General features: G+C 64.9%; 16 protein-coding genes, 1 tRNA gene and 3 pseudogenes. 12 read left to right on the forward strand and 8 right to left on the reverse strand.

Annotated elements, in window-relative coordinates:
- The first annotated feature begins 106 nt into the window (after nt 1–106).
- Nucleotides 107–196 (forward strand) — tRNA-Ser (locus G4G31_RS12290).
- An 88-nt stretch (nt 197–284) separates the two neighbouring features.
- Here G4G31_RS12290 and G4G31_RS12295 read toward each other — a convergent pair.
- Nucleotides 285–695 carry an OsmC family protein gene (locus G4G31_RS12295; RefSeq protein WP_182987957.1) on the reverse strand — a complete coding sequence of 137 codons (411 nt, stop codon included), beginning with the start codon at nt 693–695 and terminating at the stop codon, nt 285–287.
- 246 nt (nt 696–941) lie between these two features.
- Here G4G31_RS12295 and G4G31_RS12300 point away from each other — a divergent pair, with 246 nt between their 5' ends.
- The 8 genes and pseudogenes from G4G31_RS12300 to G4G31_RS12330 all read left to right on the forward strand — a co-directional run bounded on the left by G4G31_RS12300 (nt 942) and on the right by G4G31_RS12330 (nt 10008).
- On the forward strand, nt 942–1421 hold the full coding sequence (locus tag G4G31_RS12300; RefSeq protein WP_182987958.1) for a hypothetical protein: 480 nt from the start codon (nt 942–944) through the stop codon (nt 1419–1421).
- Nucleotides 1422–1662: 241 nt separating this feature from the next.
- Nucleotides 1663–2145, forward strand: coding sequence for a hypothetical protein (locus tag G4G31_RS12305; RefSeq protein WP_182987959.1), 483 nt, complete (start codon nt 1663–1665; stop codon nt 2143–2145).
- Nucleotides 2146–2186: 41 nt separating this feature from the next.
- Complete coding sequence (locus G4G31_RS12310) at nt 2187–4706, forward strand: dockerin type I domain-containing protein (protein ID WP_182987960.1); 2520 nt, start codon at nt 2187–2189, stop codon at nt 4704–4706.
- Between the two features lie 20 nt (nt 4707–4726).
- Nucleotides 4727–5038: pseudogene (locus tag G4G31_RS29075) on the forward strand (cohesin domain-containing protein); the annotation flags it as partial.
- Between the two features lie 166 nt (nt 5039–5204).
- The gene (locus tag G4G31_RS29080; protein ID WP_183108246.1) at nt 5205–5315 is read left to right on the forward strand and encodes a PEP-CTERM sorting domain-containing protein; all 111 of its coding nucleotides are present in this window, start codon (nt 5205–5207) and stop codon (nt 5313–5315) included.
- A 571-nt stretch (nt 5316–5886) separates the two neighbouring features.
- Entirely contained in the window at nt 5887–7872 is a 1986-nt protein-coding gene (locus tag G4G31_RS12320) for a hypothetical protein (protein WP_182987962.1), read from the forward strand.
- A 442-nt stretch (nt 7873–8314) separates the two neighbouring features.
- A complete protein-coding gene (locus G4G31_RS12325) occupies nt 8315–9391 on the forward strand; it encodes a porin (RefSeq protein WP_182987963.1) in 1077 nt (358 codons plus the stop codon).
- 179 nt (nt 9392–9570) lie between these two features.
- A complete protein-coding gene (locus G4G31_RS12330) occupies nt 9571–10008 on the forward strand; it encodes a hypothetical protein (protein WP_182987964.1) in 438 nt (145 codons plus the stop codon).
- Here G4G31_RS12330 and G4G31_RS12335 read toward each other — a convergent pair.
- The 3 genes from G4G31_RS12335 to G4G31_RS12345 form a co-directional block, all read right to left on the reverse strand.
- Nucleotides 9967–11052 (reverse strand): SDR family oxidoreductase, encoded by a 1086-nt coding sequence (locus G4G31_RS12335; protein ID WP_182987965.1) that lies wholly within the window; start codon nt 11050–11052, stop codon nt 9967–9969. The two genes, G4G31_RS12330 and G4G31_RS12335, sit on opposite strands and share 42 nt — an antisense overlap.
- A 182-nt stretch (nt 11053–11234) precedes the next feature.
- The gene (locus G4G31_RS12340; RefSeq protein WP_182987966.1) at nt 11235–12242 is read right to left on the reverse strand and encodes a sulfate ABC transporter substrate-binding protein; all 1008 of its coding nucleotides are present in this window, start codon (nt 12240–12242) and stop codon (nt 11235–11237) included.
- Nucleotides 12243–12716: 474 nt separating this feature from the next.
- On the reverse strand, nt 12717–12929 hold the full coding sequence (locus G4G31_RS12345) for a hypothetical protein (protein WP_182987967.1): 213 nt from the start codon (nt 12927–12929) through the stop codon (nt 12717–12719).
- A gap of 140 nt (nt 12930–13069) precedes the next feature.
- Here G4G31_RS12345 and G4G31_RS25945 point away from each other — a divergent pair, with 140 nt between their 5' ends.
- From G4G31_RS25945 to G4G31_RS12355, 3 genes and pseudogenes are all read left to right on the forward strand, one after another.
- On the forward strand, nt 13070–13456 hold the full coding sequence (locus G4G31_RS25945) for a hypothetical protein (RefSeq protein WP_229424919.1): 387 nt from the start codon (nt 13070–13072) through the stop codon (nt 13454–13456).
- Nucleotides 13457–13464: 8 nt separating this feature from the next.
- A pseudogene (locus G4G31_RS25950) lies at nt 13465–13689 on the forward strand (phosphatase PAP2 family protein); the annotation flags it as partial.
- Between the two features lie 157 nt (nt 13690–13846).
- Complete coding sequence (locus G4G31_RS12355; RefSeq protein ID WP_182987968.1) at nt 13847–14683, forward strand: metallophosphoesterase; 837 nt, start codon at nt 13847–13849, stop codon at nt 14681–14683.
- Between the two features lie 40 nt (nt 14684–14723).
- On the opposite strand, the gene cls is transcribed toward G4G31_RS12355, so the two are convergent.
- The 4 genes and pseudogenes from cls to G4G31_RS12375 all read right to left on the reverse strand — a co-directional run bounded on the left by cls (nt 14724) and on the right by G4G31_RS12375 (nt 21941).
- Entirely contained in the window at nt 14724–16115 is a 1392-nt protein-coding gene (cls, locus tag G4G31_RS12360; RefSeq protein WP_182987969.1) for a cardiolipin synthase, read from the reverse strand.
- Nucleotides 16112–18273: pseudogene (locus tag G4G31_RS12365) on the reverse strand (site-specific recombinase). The gene cls and the pseudogene G4G31_RS12365 overlap by 4 nt, the downstream one beginning before the upstream one ends.
- Before the next feature lie 94 nt (nt 18274–18367).
- A complete protein-coding gene (locus tag G4G31_RS12370; protein WP_182987970.1) occupies nt 18368–18955 on the reverse strand; it encodes an NUDIX domain-containing protein in 588 nt (195 codons plus the stop codon).
- Between the two features lie 124 nt (nt 18956–19079).
- Nucleotides 19080–21941, reverse strand: coding sequence for a TonB-dependent receptor (locus G4G31_RS12375; protein ID WP_182987971.1), 2862 nt, complete (start codon nt 21939–21941; stop codon nt 19080–19082).
- Between the last annotated feature and the right edge of the window lie 262 nt (nt 21942–22203).

The following is a 22203-nucleotide window of genomic DNA, read 5'->3' on the forward strand; positions in this document are numbered from 1 at the left end:
ATCGCGCCCGCTCCGCCCTGACCGCACTATCTTGGCCGGCGCTTCTACTTCCACCACCACTGCCCCCCCCCGCAGAGTGATTTATGTATAATGCCGGTTCCTCAAAGGAAGCGTGGCCGAGTGGTTGAAGGCAGCAGTCTTGAAAACTGCCGACGGGGGAACCCGTTCGTGAGTTCGAATCTCACCGCTTCCGCCAGCATGCCGAACAAGAGCCCCACGACGTGGGGCTTTTTTCTACGGTCTCAGCGCGGCCTGGCTTCACCCTTTCTCACTCACTCACTCACTCACTCGGGTAACTGCCAGGCCATTGTCACCGCTACCCCGGCACGCAGCGTGTTGTGCACCTCGGCCACCGCATCGGTCTCGCTCAGGAGACGCGCGATGCCGGCGGCGGGAGCGGATGTGCGAACGGTCGCGTGGTAGCGGATGTTGGTGGCCGCCAGGCCGATTCCGGGGAACTCGGCAGTGGCCGTGACCTCGACCACGTCGATGGGAATCCCTAGTCGCCTGGCTTCCCGATACAGGTCATTGCAATAACATGTAGCGAGCGCCAGCATCAGGAATTCGCCGCCATTGAGCGCCGATCCGCCACCACCCGTCTTGCCTGGTACAGGAAAGGGGCGGCTGGCCCCATCGCTGCCGACCGTCACCTCATGGGTGGTTGGCGAACTGCATACCCGTGCCACGATCTCCATGACGTTCTCCTCGAATGGTCTTTCGGCGAGTCTTTGTCCATGACGCGCGGCTCGATGGCACTCGCACCGGTATTGGACAAATCCAGACCCGTTTCGGCTGCGGCGCCTCCGTGCCGGCCGACTCCTGGATCAATCCGGCAGCGCCGCGCGCCGCCGACCCAACGTAACTGCTAGCTTCCCACCGAAATTGCTTGTCGGTATGATTGCGCTAACTCAATAACAATCAAGAAAAAGGGGGGAGCTCCGATGAAACGACCAGGCACCGTCACACTGCGTTTTACCTCGCGTTGGCCTTATAACCCGATGAGCCTCTTGATCGCCACCTTTACCGGCTCGCGCTTCTTCAGCCATGTGGTGACCATCATCGGCGAACGCGCTTACGAAGCCTCGATGACCCATGGCTGCCGCGGGGGTGCGGTCGCGGAAATCATGCAGGGCGTGGTGCGCTATCGCGACATGCAGGTCGAGGTGCCCGACATCGATGCGGCAATCGCCTTTGCCGAGGCCCAGAACGGCAAGCCCTACGATTTCGGCGGGGCCTTCGCGCTGCCGCTGCTCACGTCCGATAACTGGAACGACGACAGCAAATGGTGGTGCAGCGAACTCGTGTTTGCGACCGTGATGGCCGGCGGCGTGACGCTGCTCGATCCGGACGAAATGCACCGCGTGACGCCGAACGACCTGTACCAGTGCTTCTATCCGAAGGGCGACATGATCCGCGCCTGAGCCCGCACACTGCAATGCAGCCCTCCAGGCCGGCTCGCTCTCGGGCTGTCCAGGCTTGGCGGCTTGCAGAGGGACGACGGCTCGTCCGCAATCCGCGCCCGCACCTGGGCCGCCCGCTATTCTGCTATTGACGTAGATCTATTGCCCTCAATACATGCATTGGTGTATTTACATTGCGCTAATTTTGATGCTACCTTAGCCACATTGCCTACAAAACAATGCGCCCAGCGCACACATCCTCATGAACCAGCGCCCCGCTTCGTTCTCCAGAGTGATCCTGCTTCTGTGCGCGTCGCTGTGCTTCAGCGCGGCACAGGCCGCCATTCCTCCTGAACAAGCCGCCTGCAGCGCCCGCCTCCAGGCCATCCGGCCCGACGATCCCAGCTTCAAGCGTCTCGACAAGATCTACCGCCAGAGCCTGCGTTTTGGCGGCACCGTGCACCGCATCCTTCCCAGCTTCCATGCCACCCACGACGACCTGGTCGCGGCGAAGAGCAGGATGTCCGCGCAGGACATTCCCTACATGGTCTACGAACTGGCGCAAGCCGAGGAACCGAACGCACGCCAGCGCGTCGCCGTCGGCGTGCTTGGACTGTTCGGCCCGCAGGCCCTGCCTTGCATCGCCGCGGCCATGCTCGATGCGCGCATCCCGGGGCGCTTCACGCTCAACCAGATAAGAATCGGTATCGAGGCCGAAAGGGTTTCGACAACCCGTGCGCAGTAGCAGTCCGTCCACGCTGTTTTGTCCAAAACAAGGGAGGGTTCATGTCACGCAAATTCAACTCCGCGCTTCGCACGGCGGCGCTCGTCGCCGCGCTGGGCGCGGTCGGCAGCTCGTACGCCTTTGTCCCGTCGGTGGGGCTGGGGGCGATCACGCCCGGCGAGTCGCACGCGGCCATTACCAAGACCGGCTTGACGACCATCTACGGGGAGCTGGGCATCACCTCGGTGTCGCGCACGATGGAGCAGGCGCGCGATACCATGCTCGAGGCCAATGCCCAGGTCGACAAGACCTTCGAGACTTCGACCGCCCACCATTGCGATGCCGAGAACATCAACCGCTGCAACGAGGTGGTGGTTGCCGCCTTCGATTCGGCGGTGCGCTCGGTGCAGGCGAATAACCTCGACGACGCGCGCAAGAACTTCGGCGCGGCGCTGCACACGCTCCAGGATTTTTATTCGCACAGTAACTGGATCGAACTCGGCAACAACAGCCTGCATCCGCAGATGGGCCGGCCGGGACGGGTAACCGGCATCTCGCCGAGCACCTTCAACGGCGACACCACCAATGCGCCCACCTGCATCGAGTCGCCCACCGGCGCCTGCATGCGCAACAACCTGATCACGCCGCTGCTGACCAGCGGCTACTACGGCGGCCAGAACCGTGATCGTCCGCCCGGCAAGTGCCGCCACGGCGGCTTCTTCGACAAGTCGCCGGGTGTCGGCGGCATCAACAAGGACATGGCGGCTTGCCTCGGCACCACCGGCAACGGCCTCTTCGACTCGCCGCACAGCGACCGCCATCCGGAAGCGGCAGCCCTGGCGGCGCAAGCCACCGCCGACCTGCTGCGCCAGATGAAGGCGAAGGTCACGCTGCGCCAGTTCAAGTCCTTCCTCGGCATCGGCGCGCCGTTTGCGTTCGCCATCGATACGACCGGCAGCATGGGCTCGGTCATCGAGGGTGTGAAGAGCCAGGTCAACGTGATCATCGACTCGCGTGCGAACACACCGGAAGAAGCCAGCCAGTACGTGCTGGCGCCGTTCAACGATCCGGGCGTGCCCACCGCGATCGTGACCGAGAACCCGGCAGCCTTCAAGAGCGCCCTGGCCGGATTGTTCGCCAGCGGCGGCGGCGACTGCCCCGAGCTGTCGATGGCCGGTGCCTACAATGCGGTGGCCGCGGCCGACAAGGGTGCGCAGGTCTACCTGTTCACCGACGCCAGTGCCAAGGATTTCTCGACCTACGGTTCGGTGCTCGACCTGGCCAGTACCAAGAAGTCGCGCCTGTTCTTCGCCCTGTTCGGCAACTGCTCGCCCTACGACCCCGTGTATTTCGCGCTGGCGCGCAACACCGGCGGCCAGGTGTTCATCCTGAACCGTCCGGAAGCGGCCCAGGTCTCGCGCCTGGCGGATGCCTTCTCGCGCACCGACACCGTCGACATCCTGACGATTTCCGGCACGCTCACACCCACGCCGCGCACCTACCAGTTCCCGGTCGACAGCCATATCAGCCGCATGAACCTGTCGGTGGCGCGCACGGCGCCCGGCACGGTCGTGGTCAGGCGCCCGGACGGCTCGACGCTGACACCGACGACGCCAGGCGCCACCGAAATCCCGCTCAGCAACACCACTGCCTATGCCATCACCACGCCGCAGCGCGGGGTCTGGTCGATCACCGTCAGTGGTTCCGACACCTTCTCGATCCTTGTCAACGGCGAGAGCGACTTCGCGTTCTCGCAGTTCCAGTTCGTCGAGCCGGGCGGACGTCCGGGCCACAGCGGCGCTTTCCCGCTGACGGGTTCGCCCGCACCCGGCAAGCAGGTATATGCGCTGGCCAACGTCGGCAGGTTCGCGGTGACCAAGTCGTACGAGTTCCGCAGCCCCGAGGGAAGCGTGCTGGCCCGCTTCGACCTGAGCAACAACGACGCCGCCGACCCGACCTCGGAGACCGGGCAGGTCACGATCCCCACGGGTCCCTTCAAGGTGTATGCGCTCGGCCAGGACAACAACCGCAACGCCTACCAGCGCGTGGTCGGCAACGTCGTCAATCCGCAGACGGTATCGGTCAGCGCGCCAACCGCCGTCGGCCTGCCGCAGGGCCAGGTCACGACCTACATCTTCTCGGTCAGGAACGACGGCCCGGCCGCGACCTTCCGCTTCAGCGCCATCGACGACAAACGCTTCGTCAGCGGCCTGGCGCCGCAGACCGCGACCATCCCGACGGGCGGCAGCGCGCTGGTGACGGTGCGCATGACGCCGCCGGCAGGCACCCCGGTGGGCACGGTCTCCACCCTGACCTTCAGCGCCGAGGATGCGAGCAACCCGGATGCGCGCAACTACGCCAGCCTGTCGAGCAGCGTGATCGCGCCGCCACTGGTGGGCGATGTCAACCGCGACGGCCGCGTCGATTGCGACGACCTCGGCATCGTGCGCGCCTCCTTCGGCTCGCGCCCGGGCTCCGGCAAGTTCAATCCGAACGTGGACCTGGACGTCAACGGCGTGATCGACGTGCGCGACCTCGCCATCATCACCCGCCTGATCCCGGCGGGCACCGTGTGCAAATAAGCTTCACGAAAGGAACCATCATGAAAGCATTCACCAAACTGCTGTTACTGGCGCTGTCGCTGCTGCTCCTGGCATCGCACCCCGCGCAGGCCGTGCCGATCCTGACCTTGACCACCGATAGCACCAGCGTGGAGCAGGGCGCCGAGTTCAGCATCGCCCTCGATGTCGCCGACATCGCCGACCTGTTCGGCTATAACGTGACCATCAACTACGATCCCGCGAAGATCCGCTTCGTCTCCGTCAGCGAAGGAGGCTTCCTGGGCAGCGCGGGCACGAGCTTCTTCGTTCCAGGCGTCGACGACGGCGCCGGCTCGGTCGCCTTTTCCGGCGCCGCGCTCATCGGAGCGATCGGCGGCGCGAACGGCGGCGGCAACCTGCTGAACTTCGTGTTTGCCGGCAGGGGGGCGGGCGCGGCCCTGTTCACGCTGTCGGACCTGCTGTTCATCGACTCGACCCCCGGCATCGATCGAGGTCGGCGGCGCCTCGCTCGGCGTGGTCGTGCGCGGCACACCGTCCGAGGTACCGGAGCCGGCTTCGCTGGCGCTGATTCTGGGCGGTGCGCTGGCGCTGGCTGCGCGCCGTCGCGCCGGGTGGCCGCGCCGAAAATGAGGAACTGAGCTTCCCGCAAAAGCCCCGCAGGCCGGGGCTTTTGTGCGCCTGGAGCACGCGAAAGCGAAAACCTGCTTTCATGGAAGGCTGCGGGAGGGGCGGGTTAGCAAAACGATGTGTATTGGAAATATTTTGCATATAATCTTGGCAATTTTTGTTGACGGTCGATATTTCCTTTGCCGCTGAGCAGCAGGGGGAGGAAGTGTGTCCGTTCCTGATTCCCAAGGATATCCATGCTCAAGTTGTTGCCGGCAGTCGTAGTGATGTTTGCTCTCTCCGGATGCGGAGGCGGCGGCGCCGACACTCCGGCCCCGGGGAAGGGGGGTGAGGGCCCGCCGTCTCCACCGCTTCCAACGTTCTCGGTCGGCGGCTCGGTTAGGGGCCTGGCTGCCAACGCCAGCCTGACGATTCAGAGCGGCACTGGCGCGTCCACGACGGTACCGCGGACGGCGACTTCACCTTCCCCCAGAAGCTCGTTGCTGGAGGCAGCTATCAGGTTTCGCTCGGTGCAAGCCCGCCGGGCCAGGTCTGCACGGTAGGCGGCGCGAGCGGAACCGTCGCCGCGGCGGACGTGCGCGGTATCGAGATCCTGTGCAATCCCGCGAGCGCAAGCGTGGTCCAGAGCGGAATGGCGGTGACCACCTTCGCGGGCTACCCCGGTTCGCAAGGCGAAGGCGACGGCAAGCTGACCGATGCGACCTTCGCTTGCCCTTTCGGGGTCGCGCTTGACGATGCCGACAACGTGTATGTCACCGATGCCCAGGGCGAATCGGTAAGGAAGATTTCGCCAGCGGGCATCGTGAGTACGCTGGCCAATCCCCTGGACTCGCCCGGCGGTATTGCACGCGATGCATCCGGCAACCTGTACGTCGCCAGCACACGTACCGACAAGATTTTCCAGATCAGTCCGTCGGGCGCGCTGTCGTCCACCGCCGTACGGGAGTGGGGCGGCGCCACGGTCTTGCCGGTTGGCGTCGCCATCGATGGGGCAGGCAATACCTATGTGGTCGGCCGGGGCACGCATGCCATCTACAAATTCAGTCCCGGGGGTGCTGCGAGCGTATTCGCCGGCGGCGAGAAAGTGGAAGGTTCAGCCGATGGCACCGGTGCTGCGGCACGCTTCAAGCTGCCATTTGGCGTGGCGATCGACCCGGACGGGAATGTGTTCGTCTCCGACGAAGGGAACCATACGATTCGCAAGATCACGCCGGCAGAGGTGGTGACGACGGTCGCCGGCGCGGCCGGGGTAGAAGGTGCCTCCGACGGTAGCGCGGCTACCGCCAGGTTCAGCCATCCCGCTGGCGTGACGATCGGGCCGGGCGGCAACCTGTACGTCGTCGATAACGGAAACCGCACAATTCGCATGATCACGCCCGATGGCGTCGTCAGCACGGTGGCCGGTACCGCCCTGGCAACGGGCGCTGCCGACGGATATGGCGCCGCGGCCAGCTTCAGCGATCCCTACGGTATCGTTGCCGACAAGGCGGGCGCCCTGTATGTGACCGACTGCGGCAACCATACGATACGAAAGCTGATTCCTTCGATCGGCACCAGGACCGTCAGCGTGACGCCGCCGCCGATGGTCTTTGCCGAGACGGGGACCGTGACGACGCTTGCCGGCAAACTCGGCGAAGGGGGTTCTGTGGATGGCACAGGAGAGTTCGCTCGTATATGGAGCGACACCATGCGTGCCATGGACCCGGACGGATATCTCCTGCTCGCCGAGGGCTATCCCACGCATGCTTTGCGCAAGGTGTCGAAGACCGGCGTGGTCTCGACGATAACGAGAGAAAACAACGCAAACGACACCTTGGCTTATCCGGCGTTCACCTTCGATCCAGCAGGAAATATGTACACTGCCAAGCGGCGGCCCGGCGGGTCGGTCGAAGGGCTGACGCGGCGTGACACGTCCGGCAATGTGACGACGATTTACGCTGAAGTATATGGCGCTCCAGGACTTGGCAGGATCGTCGCCGATGGTTTCGGCAACGTCTATGGCATCGATGGCGACCAGATCGACAGGATCACGGTTTCCCCGGTCAGCGCGACGGTCTTCGCCGGTACGACTGCCTCGTTCGCGCCACGCTACCATTTCGATGGCCCCGGACCTGTTGCACGTTTCCAGAGCCCGAGTGGCATCGTGGTCGATACCGAAGGGAATGTGTTTGTCACCGATGCGGCGAATCTGGTCATCCGTAAAATCAGTCCGGATGGGGTCGTCAGCACCTTTGCCGGCAAGGTGGGGCGCTCGGGTACGGCACCAGGTTATCACTCGGCAGTTGTCGATGGAACCGCAGACGCTGCACGGTTCTATTACCCGCAGGGGCTGGCTATCGACGGCCAGAATAACCTGTACGTCATCGACAACCATACCATTCGCAAGATCACGCCGAATCGTGAGGTGCGGACGATTGCCGGACTGGCGGGCGTAAAAGGATTCGCCGACGGCATGGGCGCGGCGGCCAGGTTCAGCCGGCTGGACTCGATCGTCGTCGACAAGGAGGGAACCATCTACGTCGGCGACAACAATACGATTCGCAAGATCGTGCAGAAATAGCCGGGGAAACGTGTGCTTGCGGATAAGGCCTGGGCAGCTGCCCAGCCCGGCGGACCCGCATGCGGTTCTACGCGCACCTGGTCGGTTCCGCGCCCATGTCGGTCGATGTCCCCAGGGTAACGCCGCCCACTGAAGGCAACAGTCCTGCTGGTCGGGGCTTTTGTTAATTCCGAAATGTTGCAGCGTAACAAACAGACGGCGCCTGGTTTGCGAAGCCCTTCTGTTTGCCCATGGGAAATGTATAATGCCCCACCTAAGCTGCCAAACGGCAGGGCAGGGACCGCGTGGTTGTTGCGTCGGAGGCAAGGTAGCTGGCATGGACGACAAGATTGTCGGAGTCCGCCTACGTCAAGACGAGCGGAACTGGTCAGCCGTATGTGTGATATTCGACAGATGAACTCGCTTGAGAGGGGTAAGGTAGAGGCGTAAAGAGGATACGCCGATGCTCAAGTCGTTAATCACATTCGCAGTGTTGGGAGGAAGCGCCGCCGTCGCGTGCGCCCAGAGCGGTGTCACCACGTATGGCGTAATCGATGCCGGCGTGGTCGGGCAGGGCGGCTGTGCGGGAAACTGCGCTACCAGGGTCGGTGGCGGCGTCGCCTCCGAATCGCATATCGGCATCCACGGCAGCGAGCCGGTGGGTGGCGGTGCGACGGCGATCTTCGCGGCCGAAACCGTGGTGCGTGCCGACACCGGGCGCGCCGACCAGGGCGAGCGTCCCTTCGGACGCCAGGTCTGGGTCGGCCTTGCCGGCGAATTCGGGGCAATCACGATCGGTCGCCAGTACAACCTCCAGTACCTTGCCCTGACCAACGTGGCCGACCCGTTCAAGGGCGGCATGGCCGGCAGCGCGGGCAACCTGATCGGTGGTGGGCAGCGCGTCGACAACAGCATCCAGTACTACGGCGCCCTGGCGCGCGGCATCTCGGCCGGCGCGTCCTATGCCTTCAGGGAAAAAGTCGATACCTCGCCGGCCGGGCGGGCCTGGGGCATGACGGTCGGCTTCGAGCACGGTCCGCTGACCCTGCGCGCCGCCCACCAGAACCTGAACGCCGTGCGCGTCCAGTTCAACAGCAAGACCAGCAACGACACCGCCGCCAGGAATTCGATCCTGGCCGCCAACCTGCGCCTGGGCTGGGGAACGGCCTACGCCGCCTACAGCCTGAGCCGCGGCTGGGCCAGCTCGCCCCTGTTCAACCCCGACAATCCCTACAGTGCCGGCCTGGCTCGCACGCCATCGAACAACAGCCGCGACGTGCTCGTCGGGCTGGCGGTCCCGGTCTCGCAGCGTACGACCCTCCTGACCTCGTACATCCAGAAGGACGACCGCGACCTGGCCAACCAGGACGCCAACCAGATGGCCATCGGCGCCAGCCACGCGGTATCGCGGCGCACCGATTTCTATGCCGCCTATTCGCACATCCGCAACCGCAACGGCGCCGGCTATACGGTCGGCAATGCCAGCTCGCGCGGCAACGGAAACTCCGCCTTCAACGTCGGCATGCGCCACGCTTTCTGATGAGCATCCGGCAAAGCTTTCAAGGCCCTCGAGAGCCGCGCACTCGAGGCCCCTGAAGCTTTGCCGAATGCTCGAGCCCGAATTGGCTGATCGGAGGCGTGCGCTGCGACGCCGGCTGGGAAATTTCGGTAGCCTGAACCTATTCCATTATCTTCATTCACCATCTTCACGGAGGCATCATGACTGGCAGCAGCACTCTTGATCCGGACAACTTTCCGGAAGGCCCAGACCGTAGCCTGGGCAAGGGCCACGGCACCGACGCCCTCGGTCCCAGCGATTTGTCCGACACCGGCAGCGATGTGATGGGCGGCCCCGGCTTCGCGGCCAACCTCGATGACGACCAGTTGGTCCATCTCGACGGCGGCACCAACGAAGACCAGGAAGCGAGCTTCGCCGGCGACACCGCCGGCCCGGACGTCGGCGACGCCAATTTCTCGGGTGACAGCGATGTCGGCGGCACCGGCGAACGCGCCGCGGCGGGGCGCGACACCATCGTCAAGGATGGTGCCGACATCGATACCGACCAGGTGGTATCGATTCCCGACCTGCCGCTGACGGAAGAAGATACCGACTTCCTAGCGAGCAAACCGCCGACGGGCGAGTCCGGTTCCCGTTAAATCGGCCAGCGCCTGGCGCCGACCTGTTGCGGGGCGCGCCAGGCCCCAGGCCGCCAGCAAGGCGCCCCCACCCAGCAGGATGGCCATCAAGGGCTTTGAGCGCAGGGCGGTGGCCGTATAGGCCGAGCGCTCGAACACGTGGCGCTCGGTCATGCCCTGGCGTTCGCGCAGGGTCTGGGCCGGGTCGGGCGCGTGCAGGGCGTCGGGCCGGCCGGGCAGCTTGTCGAACTTCGACTTTTGCTGGCGCCACATCGATGCGTTCATGAATTTGTCGAGCATGCGCGGCATGTAGGCGTTGCCGGCCGAGATCATCTTGGACGCGCCGCCGACGAAAATGTCGCGTTTCGGATGCTGGGCGCAATACAGGATGGCCTTGGCGACCACTTCCGGCGCATACACCGGAGGTGGCAGGGCCGCTTCCTTGTCCATGTAGTTCTTGGCGTGCACGGCGAACAGGGTGTCGATGCCGGCCGGCTTGACCAGGGTCACCGAGATCGGCGCCGCTTCCTTTTCCAGCTCCATGCGCAGCGAGTCGGTGAAGGCTTTCACCGCGTGCTTGGACGCCGAGTACATGCCCTGCAGCGGCGCCGCGCGGTCCGACACTTCGCTGCCGACATTGATGAGGGCACCGCCGCCGCGCCCCTTCATGCGCTTCACCGCTTCCAGCGATCCATTGACGACGCCCCAGAAATTGGTCTGGAACAGGCGCATGTGGTCTTCCAGCGCCACTTCTTCCAGGCGGCCGAAGGTGCCCACGCCGGCATTGTTGACCCAGGTGTCGATGCGGCCGAAGCGCTCGAGCGCCGTCTGGCCGACGCGTTCGATGTCGCCGGCATTGCCGACGTCGGCAGCGACCGTGGCGACCTGGCTGCCGTGGCGGCGCAGTTCGCTTGCAAGCTGGTCGAGGGCGTCGCCGTTGCGGGCTACCAATACCAGTTTGGCGCCGGCCTCGGCGGCCATGCGCGCGGTGGTGAGGCCAATGCCGCTGGTGGCACCGGTGATGACGATCACCTGTTCGTTGATCTTGCGAAGTTTCACTGACATGACGGTTTCCTTTATCTGATCGATACGGGAAGGACCGCTTGGCGGGCGCAAGTTCGCTGCGCCCGGCAGGCAGCCACGATGGGAGATGACGGACGAAAACCCGAGGGGCCGTACAGCTCCTCGGGCCCGGCCGTACAGTCTTAGCGAACTAACACTGTCGTGGCCATCTGCGCGATTTCAAGTCATTTTTTGCCGGGCTGGTAAATCTGGTCGAACACGCCGCCATCGGCGAAGTGGGCTTTCTGGGCTTGCGTCCAGTTGCCGGCAACCTGGTCCAGCGTGAACAACTTGATGTTCGGGAACTGCGGAGCATACTTGCGCGAGAATTTCTCGACCGTCGGGCGGTAGTAGTTCTTCGCGATGATGTCCTGGCCTTCGTCGCTGTACAGGTACTCGAGGTAAGCCTGCGCCACCTGGCGGGTGCCGCGCTTGTCGACGACCTTGTCGACCACGGCAACCGGCGGCTCGGCCAGGATGCTGACGGACGGTGCGACGATCTCGAACTTGCCCGGGCCGAGTTCGCGCAGCGCCAGCAGGGCTTCGTTTTCCCAGGCCAGCAGCACGTCGCCGATACCGCGTTCGACAAACGTCGTGGTGGCGCCGCGCGCGCCCGAATCGAGCACCGGCACGTTTTTGTACAGGCGCGCGATGAAGTCGCGCGCGCTCGCTTCGTTGCCGCCGGGCTGGCGCAGGGCATAACCCCAGGCTGCAAGATGGTTCCAGCGCGCGCCGCCCGAGGTCTTCGGGTTCGGGGTGATCACGGACACGCCAGGCTTGACCAGGTCGCCCCAGTCGCGGATGCCTTTCGGGTTGCCCTTGCGCACCAGGAAGACGATGGTCGAGGTGTAGGGGGCGCTGCGCGACTTCAGGCGGTCCTGCCAGTTGTGCGCGATAAGGCCGCGTTCACTGATAGCATCGATATCGTAGGCCAGGGCCAGCGTGACGACGTCGGCCGACAGGCCATCGATCACCGCGCGCGCCTGCTTGCCCGAGCCGCCATGCGACTGGCGAATCGTGAGGTTGTCGCCCGTCCTGGCTTTCCACTGCTTGGTGAAGGCGGCGTCGACGTCCTGGTAGAGCTCGCGCGTCGGGTCGTAGGAAACGTTCAGCAGGGTGATGTCGGCTGCGAAGGCGCCTGCATGGGCCAGCAACGCGGCGGCGGCGAGCGAATGGGCGATTTTTTTCAACATGGTGTTTCTTCCGGATGAGTTGGGGGGAGTTAGCGCCAGCTTATGGCCCGGCCCTCCGGAAGAGAACGAATGAATTCAGTTATCGATATGCGATTTTCAACGCATGCCGGACGCTGCCGCATGGGAAGGCATGCGGAAAGGCATGCGGCAGGCATGTGGGTAGAGCTTGCGGCAGGGCATGCAGTCAGACGCCCATGCAGAAGCGGCAGACCCAAAAACAAAAGCCCACGAATAGGTGGGCTCGGGAGAAATGCTGGTGCAGGGAAGACCGGTCGACCGTGAACTACCGCCTTCGGGCCAGGCATGGAAGGGCGCGAGAAACTGCAGCGAACGTGGCGTGAAGCGGGCCGGCGGATCACCCCGGCCGATCAGGGCCGTGGGAGACACGCGGGGCGCTCATGCACAAGCCGCGTCGCGGGCAGGGCACCCGCGGCCACGTACCCGGTGCGCAGCAGGCTCATCGAGCGCCAGGCCTCAGTGGGCTTTGGACAGGATGAGAAGCCAGCGGCCGAAGAGCAGTACTTCCACGTGACCTGCTTCGACACCGGTATCGCACTCGATGATCGGGTTGATCGGATAAAAACGCTTGCGGAAATCGCGGGTGATCAGGATTTCACGGCGGCCAAAGCGCATGAGGAAAGGTGCAGGAGCGTATTCCAGGCCGAAGGCATTGTTCAGAGTGGTCATTGACGGATCCCTTTGTTTGAATTGTGTTGTCAGTGAAAACAGGATAGCACAACTACTGTATAAATCCACAGCTACTGTACAAAACACCAGTAAAATTTTTTAAGTGTAGTTTTTTTGCCATCGAGCCCCAATTGATCCGCATGGACAGCTCCCACACCGACAGCTCGCCCTTTGCACGCCTGCACCGCTTTGCCGCCGCGCGTTTCTCGCCGGCCGAAGCGTTCGGGCTGCACCTGACGCTCGGCGTGCTGGCGCTGCTCCTGGCCATGACCGGCTTCGCCCGCCTTGCCGGGGCGGTGGTGGCGGGCGCGCCGATCACGCTGGTGGACGTGCAGCTGGCGAACTGGCTGCACGCGCACGCACACGACAACCCGCTGCTGAGAACTGCCATGCTGGCGCTCACCCAATTGCACAGCACCCCGGGCATGCTGGGCCTGACGGCGCTTGCCGGCTGGTGGCTGGTGCGGCGCGGGGCGCGCCACTGGGTACCGGCCCTGGTCGCCGCAGTGCCGGGGGCATGCTGCTGAACGTGGCGATGAAGCACACCTTCGAGCGCGCGCGGCCGCATTTCCTCGAGCCCATCGTCAGTCTCGACACCTACAGTTTTCCCAGCGGCCACACGGTGGCGGCCACCCTGCTGTATGGCTTCCTGGCCTGCTACCCGGTGCGCCACGTGCACGGGCGCGCGCGCCAGATGGCGATCGTGCTGGCGGCCTGTGCGATGGTGGCACTGGTGGCCGGCTCCCGCCTCTACACGGGGGCCCATTACCTGACCGACGTGCTCGCGGCCACCCTCGAGGGGCTGCGCCTGGCTGGCGGTATGCGTCACCGCGACGGCGACACTGCGCCGCCGGCGCGCCCGTCGCACCCGCGCGGCCGGCACCACTCCCCATTCAATCGACAACGAGGAATCCTGAATGCGCACACTCATCCACCTGTCCGACCTGCATTTCGGCCGCGTCGACGAAGCCCTGCTGGGGCCCTTGCGCGACCTGGTCCACAGCATCGCTCCCGACGTCGTGGTGGTGTCGGGCGACCTGACCCAGCGCGCGCGCAGCGAGCAGTTCGAAGAGGCGCGTGCCTTCCTCGACACCTTGCCCGGGCCGCAGATCGTGGTGCCCGGTAATCACGACATCTCGCTCTACAACGTGTTCCGCCGTTTCGTCAAACCGCTGGCACGCTACAAGCGCTACATCACGGACGACCTCGACCCGGTCTATGTCGACGACGAAATTGCCGTGGTCGGCGTGAACACCGCGCGTTCGCTGACGATCAAGGATGGCCGCGTCAACAAGGAGCAGGTGGCGAAGATCCGCGAGCAGCTCGATGGCCTGGACCCGAAGCTCACGCGCATCGTCGTCACCCACCATCCCTTCGACCTGCCGACCAGCTTCGAGGAGGACGACCTGGTCGACCGCGCGCCGATGGCGATGGAAGTGTTCGCCGAGTGCGGCGTGGACGTGCTGCTGGCCGGGCACATGCACGTCAGCCATGCGGCCAGCACGGCAATGCGCTACCGGATCGATGCCTATGCGGCGCTGGTGGTGCAGGCGGGGACGGCGACGTCGACGCGGGGCCGCGGCGAAGTCAACTCCTTCAACGTGCTGCGTGTCGAGCACGAGCGGGTGGAAGTGGACCGCTATGGCTGGGACATGCTGACAAACACCTTCCGCGTGATCGTCACCGAGAAATTCCTGCGCAGCGGAAATGTATGGTCGCCGGCCTCGGAAGGCATGCTCGCCGCCGGCATCTGAGCAACGCGGGCCGGACGCGTGCCGCCTGGCCCTTTGCCCACTAGATCCAGTACTCGGTCAATCGGGCCATCCATTCCTTGACGCGGTCCGACCAGGGCCGGCTGCGCCAGGCCTCGCGCGTGACCTCCTTCGAGTCGCGCAAGTCTTCAATGAAGGCGGCCTCCATGTCGCGCCCGAAAGCGGGGTCGATCACCACCACGTTCAATTCATAGTTATGGATGAAGCTGCGGCGGTCGATATTGGCCGAGCCGATGGTCGACCAGGCTTCGTCGATCACCGCGGTCTTGGCATGCAGCACCGCCACCTGCAGCTGGAAGATGCGCACGCCGCCGGCCAGCAGCGGCTCGTAGAAGGCGCGGCCCGCATGCATCACCAGGCCATGGTCCGACACCCCCGGCAGCACCAGTTTCACGTCCACGCCGCGCTTGGCCGCCGCCACCAGGGCATCGACGATTTGCGGGTCCGGCACGAAATAGGCCGAGGTGATATGCACCGATTTCTTCGCCTCGTTGATCGCCACCAGGAGCGACTTGTAGATTTCGGAGTGGCCGTCCGGCTCGGTCGCCAGCACGCGCACGAACTTGTCGCCGACGGGCGCCAGGCGAGGGAAGTAATCGCCCGGAGGCAATTCGCCCGCTTCCTGGCGTACCCAGTTGTTGACGAAACTCCACTGCAGGGCAGCGACAGCCGGGCCCTCGATCTTGACGTGGGTATCGCGCCAGCCAACCTTGTCCTTGTCGACATTGTCCGGCTTGCTGCGCGAGCGGAACAGCGAGCTGTTGGCATAGTCGCTGCTGATGTTGATGCCGCCGGTGAAGGCAACCGAGCCGTCGACCACCATCAGCTTGCGGTGGTCGCGGTTGTTGACCGACCAGTTGCCCTTGGCCTTGGCCGGGTTCACGGGATTGAAGGCGAGCATGTTGATACCGGCTTCACGCATGCGCCCGAAAAACGCGTCGGGCGTGCCGATGGTGCCGACGCTGTCGTACATCACGTTGACGATCACGCCCTGGCGCCGCTTTTCCATCAGCAGTTCGGCGAACTGCAGGCCGATCGGGTCCTGGTCGAAAATATAGGTTTCCAGGTTGATGCTGTGGGTGGCGGCGCGCGCGGCCGCCATCATCTCGCGCATCGTCGCCGGGCCGTCGAAGAGCAACTGGACGCGGTTGCCGGCGATGAGCGGAATCCCCGTCGCCTGCTCCTCCAGCACGGCCAGGCCCTTCAGGTCGGGCGTGGCGTTCGCCCAGCGCCGCGCCAGCAACTGCGCCGCCCGGGCCTTGGGCAGGGGGTGCCGCGCGCGGTGGCGACCGTCGGGTTGGCCTTGGCGGGCGTGTCGGGCAGGGTCCCGGCGTCGGGCAGGGGTGCGGCAGGCCGCGACCGTGCACAGGAGCAGCAGCGCGGCAAGCCAGGTATGGAGGCGGTTCTTGTTCATTTCGTTCCCCTTGAGGAGGCCGGACCGGCCTCGTACACGTCGGCGTCCTTCGGGCCGATGAAGAAGTCGAGCGGCGCATGCAGGAAGCGCCGGCCGAGTGCGCGTAGCAGCAGCAGGACGCTGCGCGTGAAGCGGATCTTGCGGGCGCGCAGGGCTACCCACAGCGCCAGGTTGAAGCTGACCAGCAGGTTGACGGCGCCGATCAGTCCCACCCCGAGCGCGGCATTCGCGGCTTCCTGCGGCGTGATCATGTAGTCGAGCCCCACCAGGGCGGTGGCGAAGTTCGCCGTCGAGAAGGTGACGTGGCGGATGTCGAGCGGCAAGCCGAGCAGGTAGCCGACCGTGCCCGTGGTGCCGAGCAGGATGCCGAAGAAGAAGTTACCCATCAGGCCGCCCAGGTTGTCCTCGATGTATTGCGACACCCGCGCGCAGCGCGCGCCGGCCCGAGCAGCCGGCACATCGGGCGCAGCTGGCGCACGCGCTGGCCCATGCGCGTGTACAGGGCCTTGTTGTCGTAGTAGCCGGAAATCAGGCCGGCGACGAACAGCCACACCCCGGCAACCGCCGCGTAGAACAGCGCCGGCGTGCCGAGCGGGTCGATGTCGTGCAGCAGGTGGCGCGCCTTGTCGGGCGTGACCAGGTGGGCACCGGTGGCTTGCTGCCAGCCGATGGCGATCAGCAGCGCCGTCGGGAAGGCGACGATCACGTTGCCGAGCACGGCGACGATCTGGGTGCGGAATACCTTGTTGACGAGCTCGGCCATGCTGTCGAAGTCGATGCGCCCGCCGTCGCGGCTATGCAGCCCGGCGGCGATGCGCTGGGCCGTCATCGCCGGCTGCTTGGTGGCGATGGTCCAGTGCAGCATGTGCACGAGCATGAAGCCGAGCGAGTAGTTCATGCTGAAGAGGAAAGCCTCGACCAGGGGCGCGGCGCGCAAATACGACAGCAGTATCTTGAAAGTGGCCATGAAGCCAACGATGAAGCCTGCGCCGGAGGCCGCCTTGAACATGTGCCGCAGCTGGGCGCGGCTTTCGGCGATGTAGTGCTCGCCGGTGCGGCTGGCGTTCTCGGTGACGTTGCGTGCCAGCAGGTCGATATTGTCGTGCACCAGGCCGCGCACGCGGTATTTGGTGTTGTGCGCTTCCACCAGCTCACGGGCCAGCGCCAGCGCGGCCGCGCGGCGCGCCGTGAGCGGGCGCGGCGGCTGGGGTGTGGCTGCGGCGGCAACCAGCGCGCCGGGTTCAGCCGCCTGGGTGCTTGGGACGGCCGATGCCGCCGGCAAGGCCAGCGGCGTGCTGTTTTCCTGGCCCGCTTCGCTCAGGTCGACAAGGAACAGGAGTTTGCGCAGCCGGTCGATACTCTGGGTAATGGCCACCAGCACATAGGTCAGCGCGACGCTGGTACCGAAGGAGAGCGCATTGCGCCGGATCCTGCCCACCACTTCTTCGCACTGGTCGAGCATCACCAGCAGGTGGCTGGGATCGTCCGGGCGCGGGCGCGCGCCTTCCAGGAAGCGTCCGTACTCGTCGAGGTAATGGTTGACCTCGATGTTCTGCATCAGGAAAGGCGAATCGAATTCCTCGATCTGGCTATGGCTGTGCACCAGGCGCGGCTCCAGTCCCAGCGCGCAGATGCGGCAGGACAGGGTGCGGATGGCGTCGAGGATGCCCAGTACCGTGACCTCGCGTGCGCGGTCGGGCGCGGCGTCCATGGGCGGCGGCGCTTCGGCAACGACGTCGAACAGCGCCAGCCATTCGGCGTCCGGCACCGAACGTACCCACTCGTAGTCGTCATCCTTGTACAGCACCTGGTCGAGCGCGTCCGACAGGTAGAGATCGTCCAGCGCCGGCGGCAGCACGCGGTAGGAAATCCTGCGCTTGAGTTCGGTGAAGAAGCCGTCGTTGGAGAGGATGCCGATCTCGCTGTAGAGGCTGGTGTGGCGGCGCTTCTCGAGCAGGGTGACGATGTAGCTGCGCAGCGCCCAGGCCTGCTCGGGATTGCCGCGCAGCAGCTGGGTGAGCGTGCGGACGGCATCGCGCGCCTGCCCGGCGTCCGGAGCGCGCAGCAGGCGCCGGCGCGGACGCAGGCTGTCGACCAGCTCGACCAGCAGGTCGATGCGGTCGCTGTGCGGGTCGATCCGTTCAAGAATGGCAAGCATGCATTATCCGTTTCCCAGAAGCGTACAGTGTACGCGCTGGGGCCGCCGGAACTTGGTACGCCAACGAACAGATGCGGCGCCGCTCGACAGCGATTCAAACGGAACGATCGGCCACCTGCAACTGTAAATACTGCAGCAGCACCACCGTCTTGGCATCCTCGATCTCACCGCGGGCGAGCATGGCGAAAGCCTCGTCGAAGCCGATCTCGAGCACGTCGATGTCCTCCCCTTCGTCCTCCTTGCCGCCGCCTTCGCTGCAGCGCTGGCCAGGCTCGTATTCGCCGACGAAATAGTGCACGCGCTCGGTCAGCGTGCCGGGGCTGGCGAAGAGGGTCATCACGTGGCGCAGGTCGTCGACGGCGTAGCCGAGTTCCTCGCGGATCTCGGCGCGCATGCGTTCCTTCGGGTCGGCGCCTTCGAGCATGCCGGCGGCCGTTTCGATGAGAAAGCCCTGGTGGCCCGACAAACGCGCGCCGATGCGGAACTGGCGCGTCAGCAGTACGGTGCGGCGGGCGCGGTTGTAGAGCAGGGCGGTCACGCCGCTGTCGCTGGCATAGACTTCGCGCGTTTCCTCCTGCCGCTCCCCGCTGGCGCGGCGCTGCGCGTACTTCACTTCCTTGAGCGGGAAGTAAGCGTCGGAGAGGAGTTTTTCGTCGAGAATCTGGATCGGGTCGTCTCCCATGCTCGGCTCCTGGAAAGGGATGGTGCCAGCATACATGAGGCAGCCCGGGCGCCCGCGCACCGGACCGGGCGGAAAAAAAGCCGCCCGGCTTGCGCGGGGCGGCTCCGTTCAGGCTACAGGTCGATCAGAACTTGTAGCTGGCGGTGAGGCGGAAGTTGCGGCCCATCGCATTGTGCAGCTGCGGGTTGAAACCTTCGATGCCGTACGACGCATCGTAAGGTGCCGCGGTATCGAACACGTTGCGGATGTTCGCCGACAGGGTCCAGTTCTTGAAGCCCGTGTACGAGTACGACAGGTTCACCGTGGTCCACTCCGGCACCGAGCAATCGTTCACCCAGTTGCTGTACTTCGGCAGGCCGCCCAGCGAGTAGGCGGTCGACGGCTGGCCGCTGCCGTAGTAGCAGTAGATCTCCGGATAGGTCTCATAGTTGTCGGTACGGCGGTACTGCGAGACCGGGCCCACGTAGTCGATCGAACCGGTCAGCGCGTGCACGCCGCGGGTCCAGGTCGAGGACAGGGTGGCACGGTGGCGCGGGATGTCGTCGACCGAGGTGTTCCAGTCGGAGATGCCGCCGCTGGTGCCGACCAGGTTCACGGCGCGGTCGCCCTTGTGCTCTTCACGCTTGTAGGTCAGCGCGTAGTTCCAGTCCAGCCTGGTGGACAGGCGGCCCTGCTCGCCCAGCGACAGGCGGTGCGTCACTTCGAAGTCCAGGCCCGACACTTCGGTCGAACCCTGGTTCACGTAGTAACGGTTGACCGCGCTGATCGGACCGGTGCCTGGAACCGGGTTGCCGTTGGCGTCGAGGACGAAGTTCGCCGGGTTGGTGTCGCGCACGATCAGGCCCGGGTAGTCGGCGGCGTGGGTGGCCACGTGCGATGCCGACAGCAGCACGGTCTCGTCTTCCTTGCGGATCCGGTAGTAGTCGATCAGGATGTCGAGGTTGCGGGTCGGATTGAGGATCGCGCCGAACGAGAAGCTCTTCGAGGTTTCGGGCTTCAGGTCCGGGTTCGGTGCCGAGAAGCTCGACACGCGGCGCGGGCAGTCCGACGAATCGGCGCCCGGCAGCGGATTGACGCCGTCCGGGCAGCGCAGCGGGTCCTTGATCGAGGTGAAGGACTGCACGCCGCCTTCGGCGATCTGCGACAGGGCTGGCGCGCGGAAGCCTTCGGCATAGGTCGAACGCAGGGTCAGCTTGTCGTTCACGGCCCACTTGGCGCCCACCTTCGGCACGAAGCTCGATTCAGTCGGGTACTTGTCGTAGCGGCCGGCGAAGTCCATCTCGAAGTTCCTGGTGAACGGGGTGCGCAGTTCGACGAAGGCCGACTTGACGACGCGGCTGGCGTCCATCATCGAGTTCGCCAGGCCCAGGATGGTGCCGGTCTGGGTCGCCATGTCCGGGGTCATCGACAGCTTTTCCTGGCGGATTTCGCCGCCGAAGGCCAGGCCGATGTCGCCGCCGGCCAGGTGGCCGACCGTGGTCGATGCCTTGGCATCGAACTGGGCCACGTGCGCGTAGCCTTCGTTGACGACGTCGCGCACGGCGCTCGGGTCGGCAGCGGTCTGGGCCAGCGTGCGGTTCTCGGTCAGGATGCGGCGGATGACCGGCAAGTAGAGGAAGCCGCGCGCGGTCTCGGTGCGCTCGCTACGGTTGAGCAGCAGGCCGGTTTCCCAGTCCCAGGTACCGGTGGTGCCCTTGACGCCGGCCAGCAGGCGGCCGGCCTCGTTGACGTTGCGCGAACCTCCCGGGGTGTTCACGAAACGGTAGGCCACGGCGGAGCGCGAGTCGGCCCATGGATTGTCCGGATGGCCGGCCGGCAGGATCAGCTGGAAGTCGCTCGGCGCGCCGTTCGTGCGGAAGACGGTGGTCGGCGAGGTCGAGGAGATGGTCGGCGAATTGCCGGTGTACTCGCGTTCGACGCGGCTGTAGCCGAATTCGGCGAAGGCGGTGATGTCCGGTGTGACCTGGAAGGTCAGCTTGCCCAGCAGGTTGGCGTCCGTACCCTTGCTTTGCGCCTCCTGGTTGTTCCAGGTGTCGTAGTTGCAGAAGGTGCGGCCGATCAGGATCGAGCTGGCCGACAGGTTGTGCTCTGCGCGGCTGCCGGTGAGCTGCTGCGACGGGTCGCAACCGGTGCGGTTGACGATGCCGGCGGCGTCCTTCTGGGTAGTCGAGAAGTCGCGTGCGCCCGGGGTCTTCTCGCGGAAGAAGAAAGGCTGGTCGGACACATAGCTGCCGTACGGATTCAGGCGCGCGTTGATGTCGCCGTACATGTTCTGCTTGATGTCTTTGACATCGCGCGCGGCGGTGCGGTCGCGCCTGGCCAGGTCGACGCTGAAGAAGGCGTTGTAGCGGTCCTGTTCCAGGTCGCCGAAGCCGAACACGCCGTTGACGTTCCTGCGGGCGAATTCGCCGTCGTCGTTGGCGCTGGCCGAGGCCTTGATTTCGGCGCCGCGGTAGTTGCTCCTGGTGATGAAGTTGATCACGCCGGCGATCGCGTCCGAGCCGTAGACGGCCGAGGCGCCGTCCTTGAAGATCTCCACGCGTTCGATGGCCGAGACCGGAATGCTGTTGAGGTCATAGACGGCCGACTTGCCCTGGTTCGGGTCGGCATAGGCGGACGAGGTGATGCGGCGGCCGTTGAGCAGGATCAGGGTCGCGGACGAGCCCATGCCGCGCAGCGATGCCGTCGAGGTGCCTTTCGAGAAGCCGCCTTCGATGATGTCGTTCGAGGAACCCGAGCCGAAGGCCGGGATGTTGTGCAGCAGTTCGGCGACCGTGTTGGCACCGGTTGCTTCGATCTGCCTGGAGGTCAGGACGCCGACGGGCGAGGAGCCCTCCTTGTCGGCGCGCTTGATGTTGGAGCCGGTCACGTACACCTTCTGGACCGGTGCGGCAGCTTCCTGCTGCGCGAAAACGACGCCTGACGAAGCCAGGGTCAGGGCGACAGCGAGAACGCTGCGCTTTACTACGGGGTGCTGCTTGGTCAAAGAAATCTCCGATACATCTGAAACACGAACCGTCCTGGCTGGCCGACGGTCGGGCGACCTGGGCCGCCTTGACGCTTCGTACTTGTTGCCGTTACTTGGGATGCTCAGGCAGCGGGGTGCGCCTGAGGGCAACATAAAAGCATTTCAGCCAAACAAAAGTCAAATCGACGTGGATTTTTGTTTGTCACTTACAACACGTATAAGCTCAGGTGATGGGAGGATGCGCGTTTGCTAAGGCAAGCGCATAAAAAAACTTGCCCAT

It is taken from the genome of Massilia sp. Se16.2.3, from assembly GCF_014171595.1.
Lineage (GTDB): Bacteria > Pseudomonadota > Gammaproteobacteria > Burkholderiales > Burkholderiaceae_D > Telluria.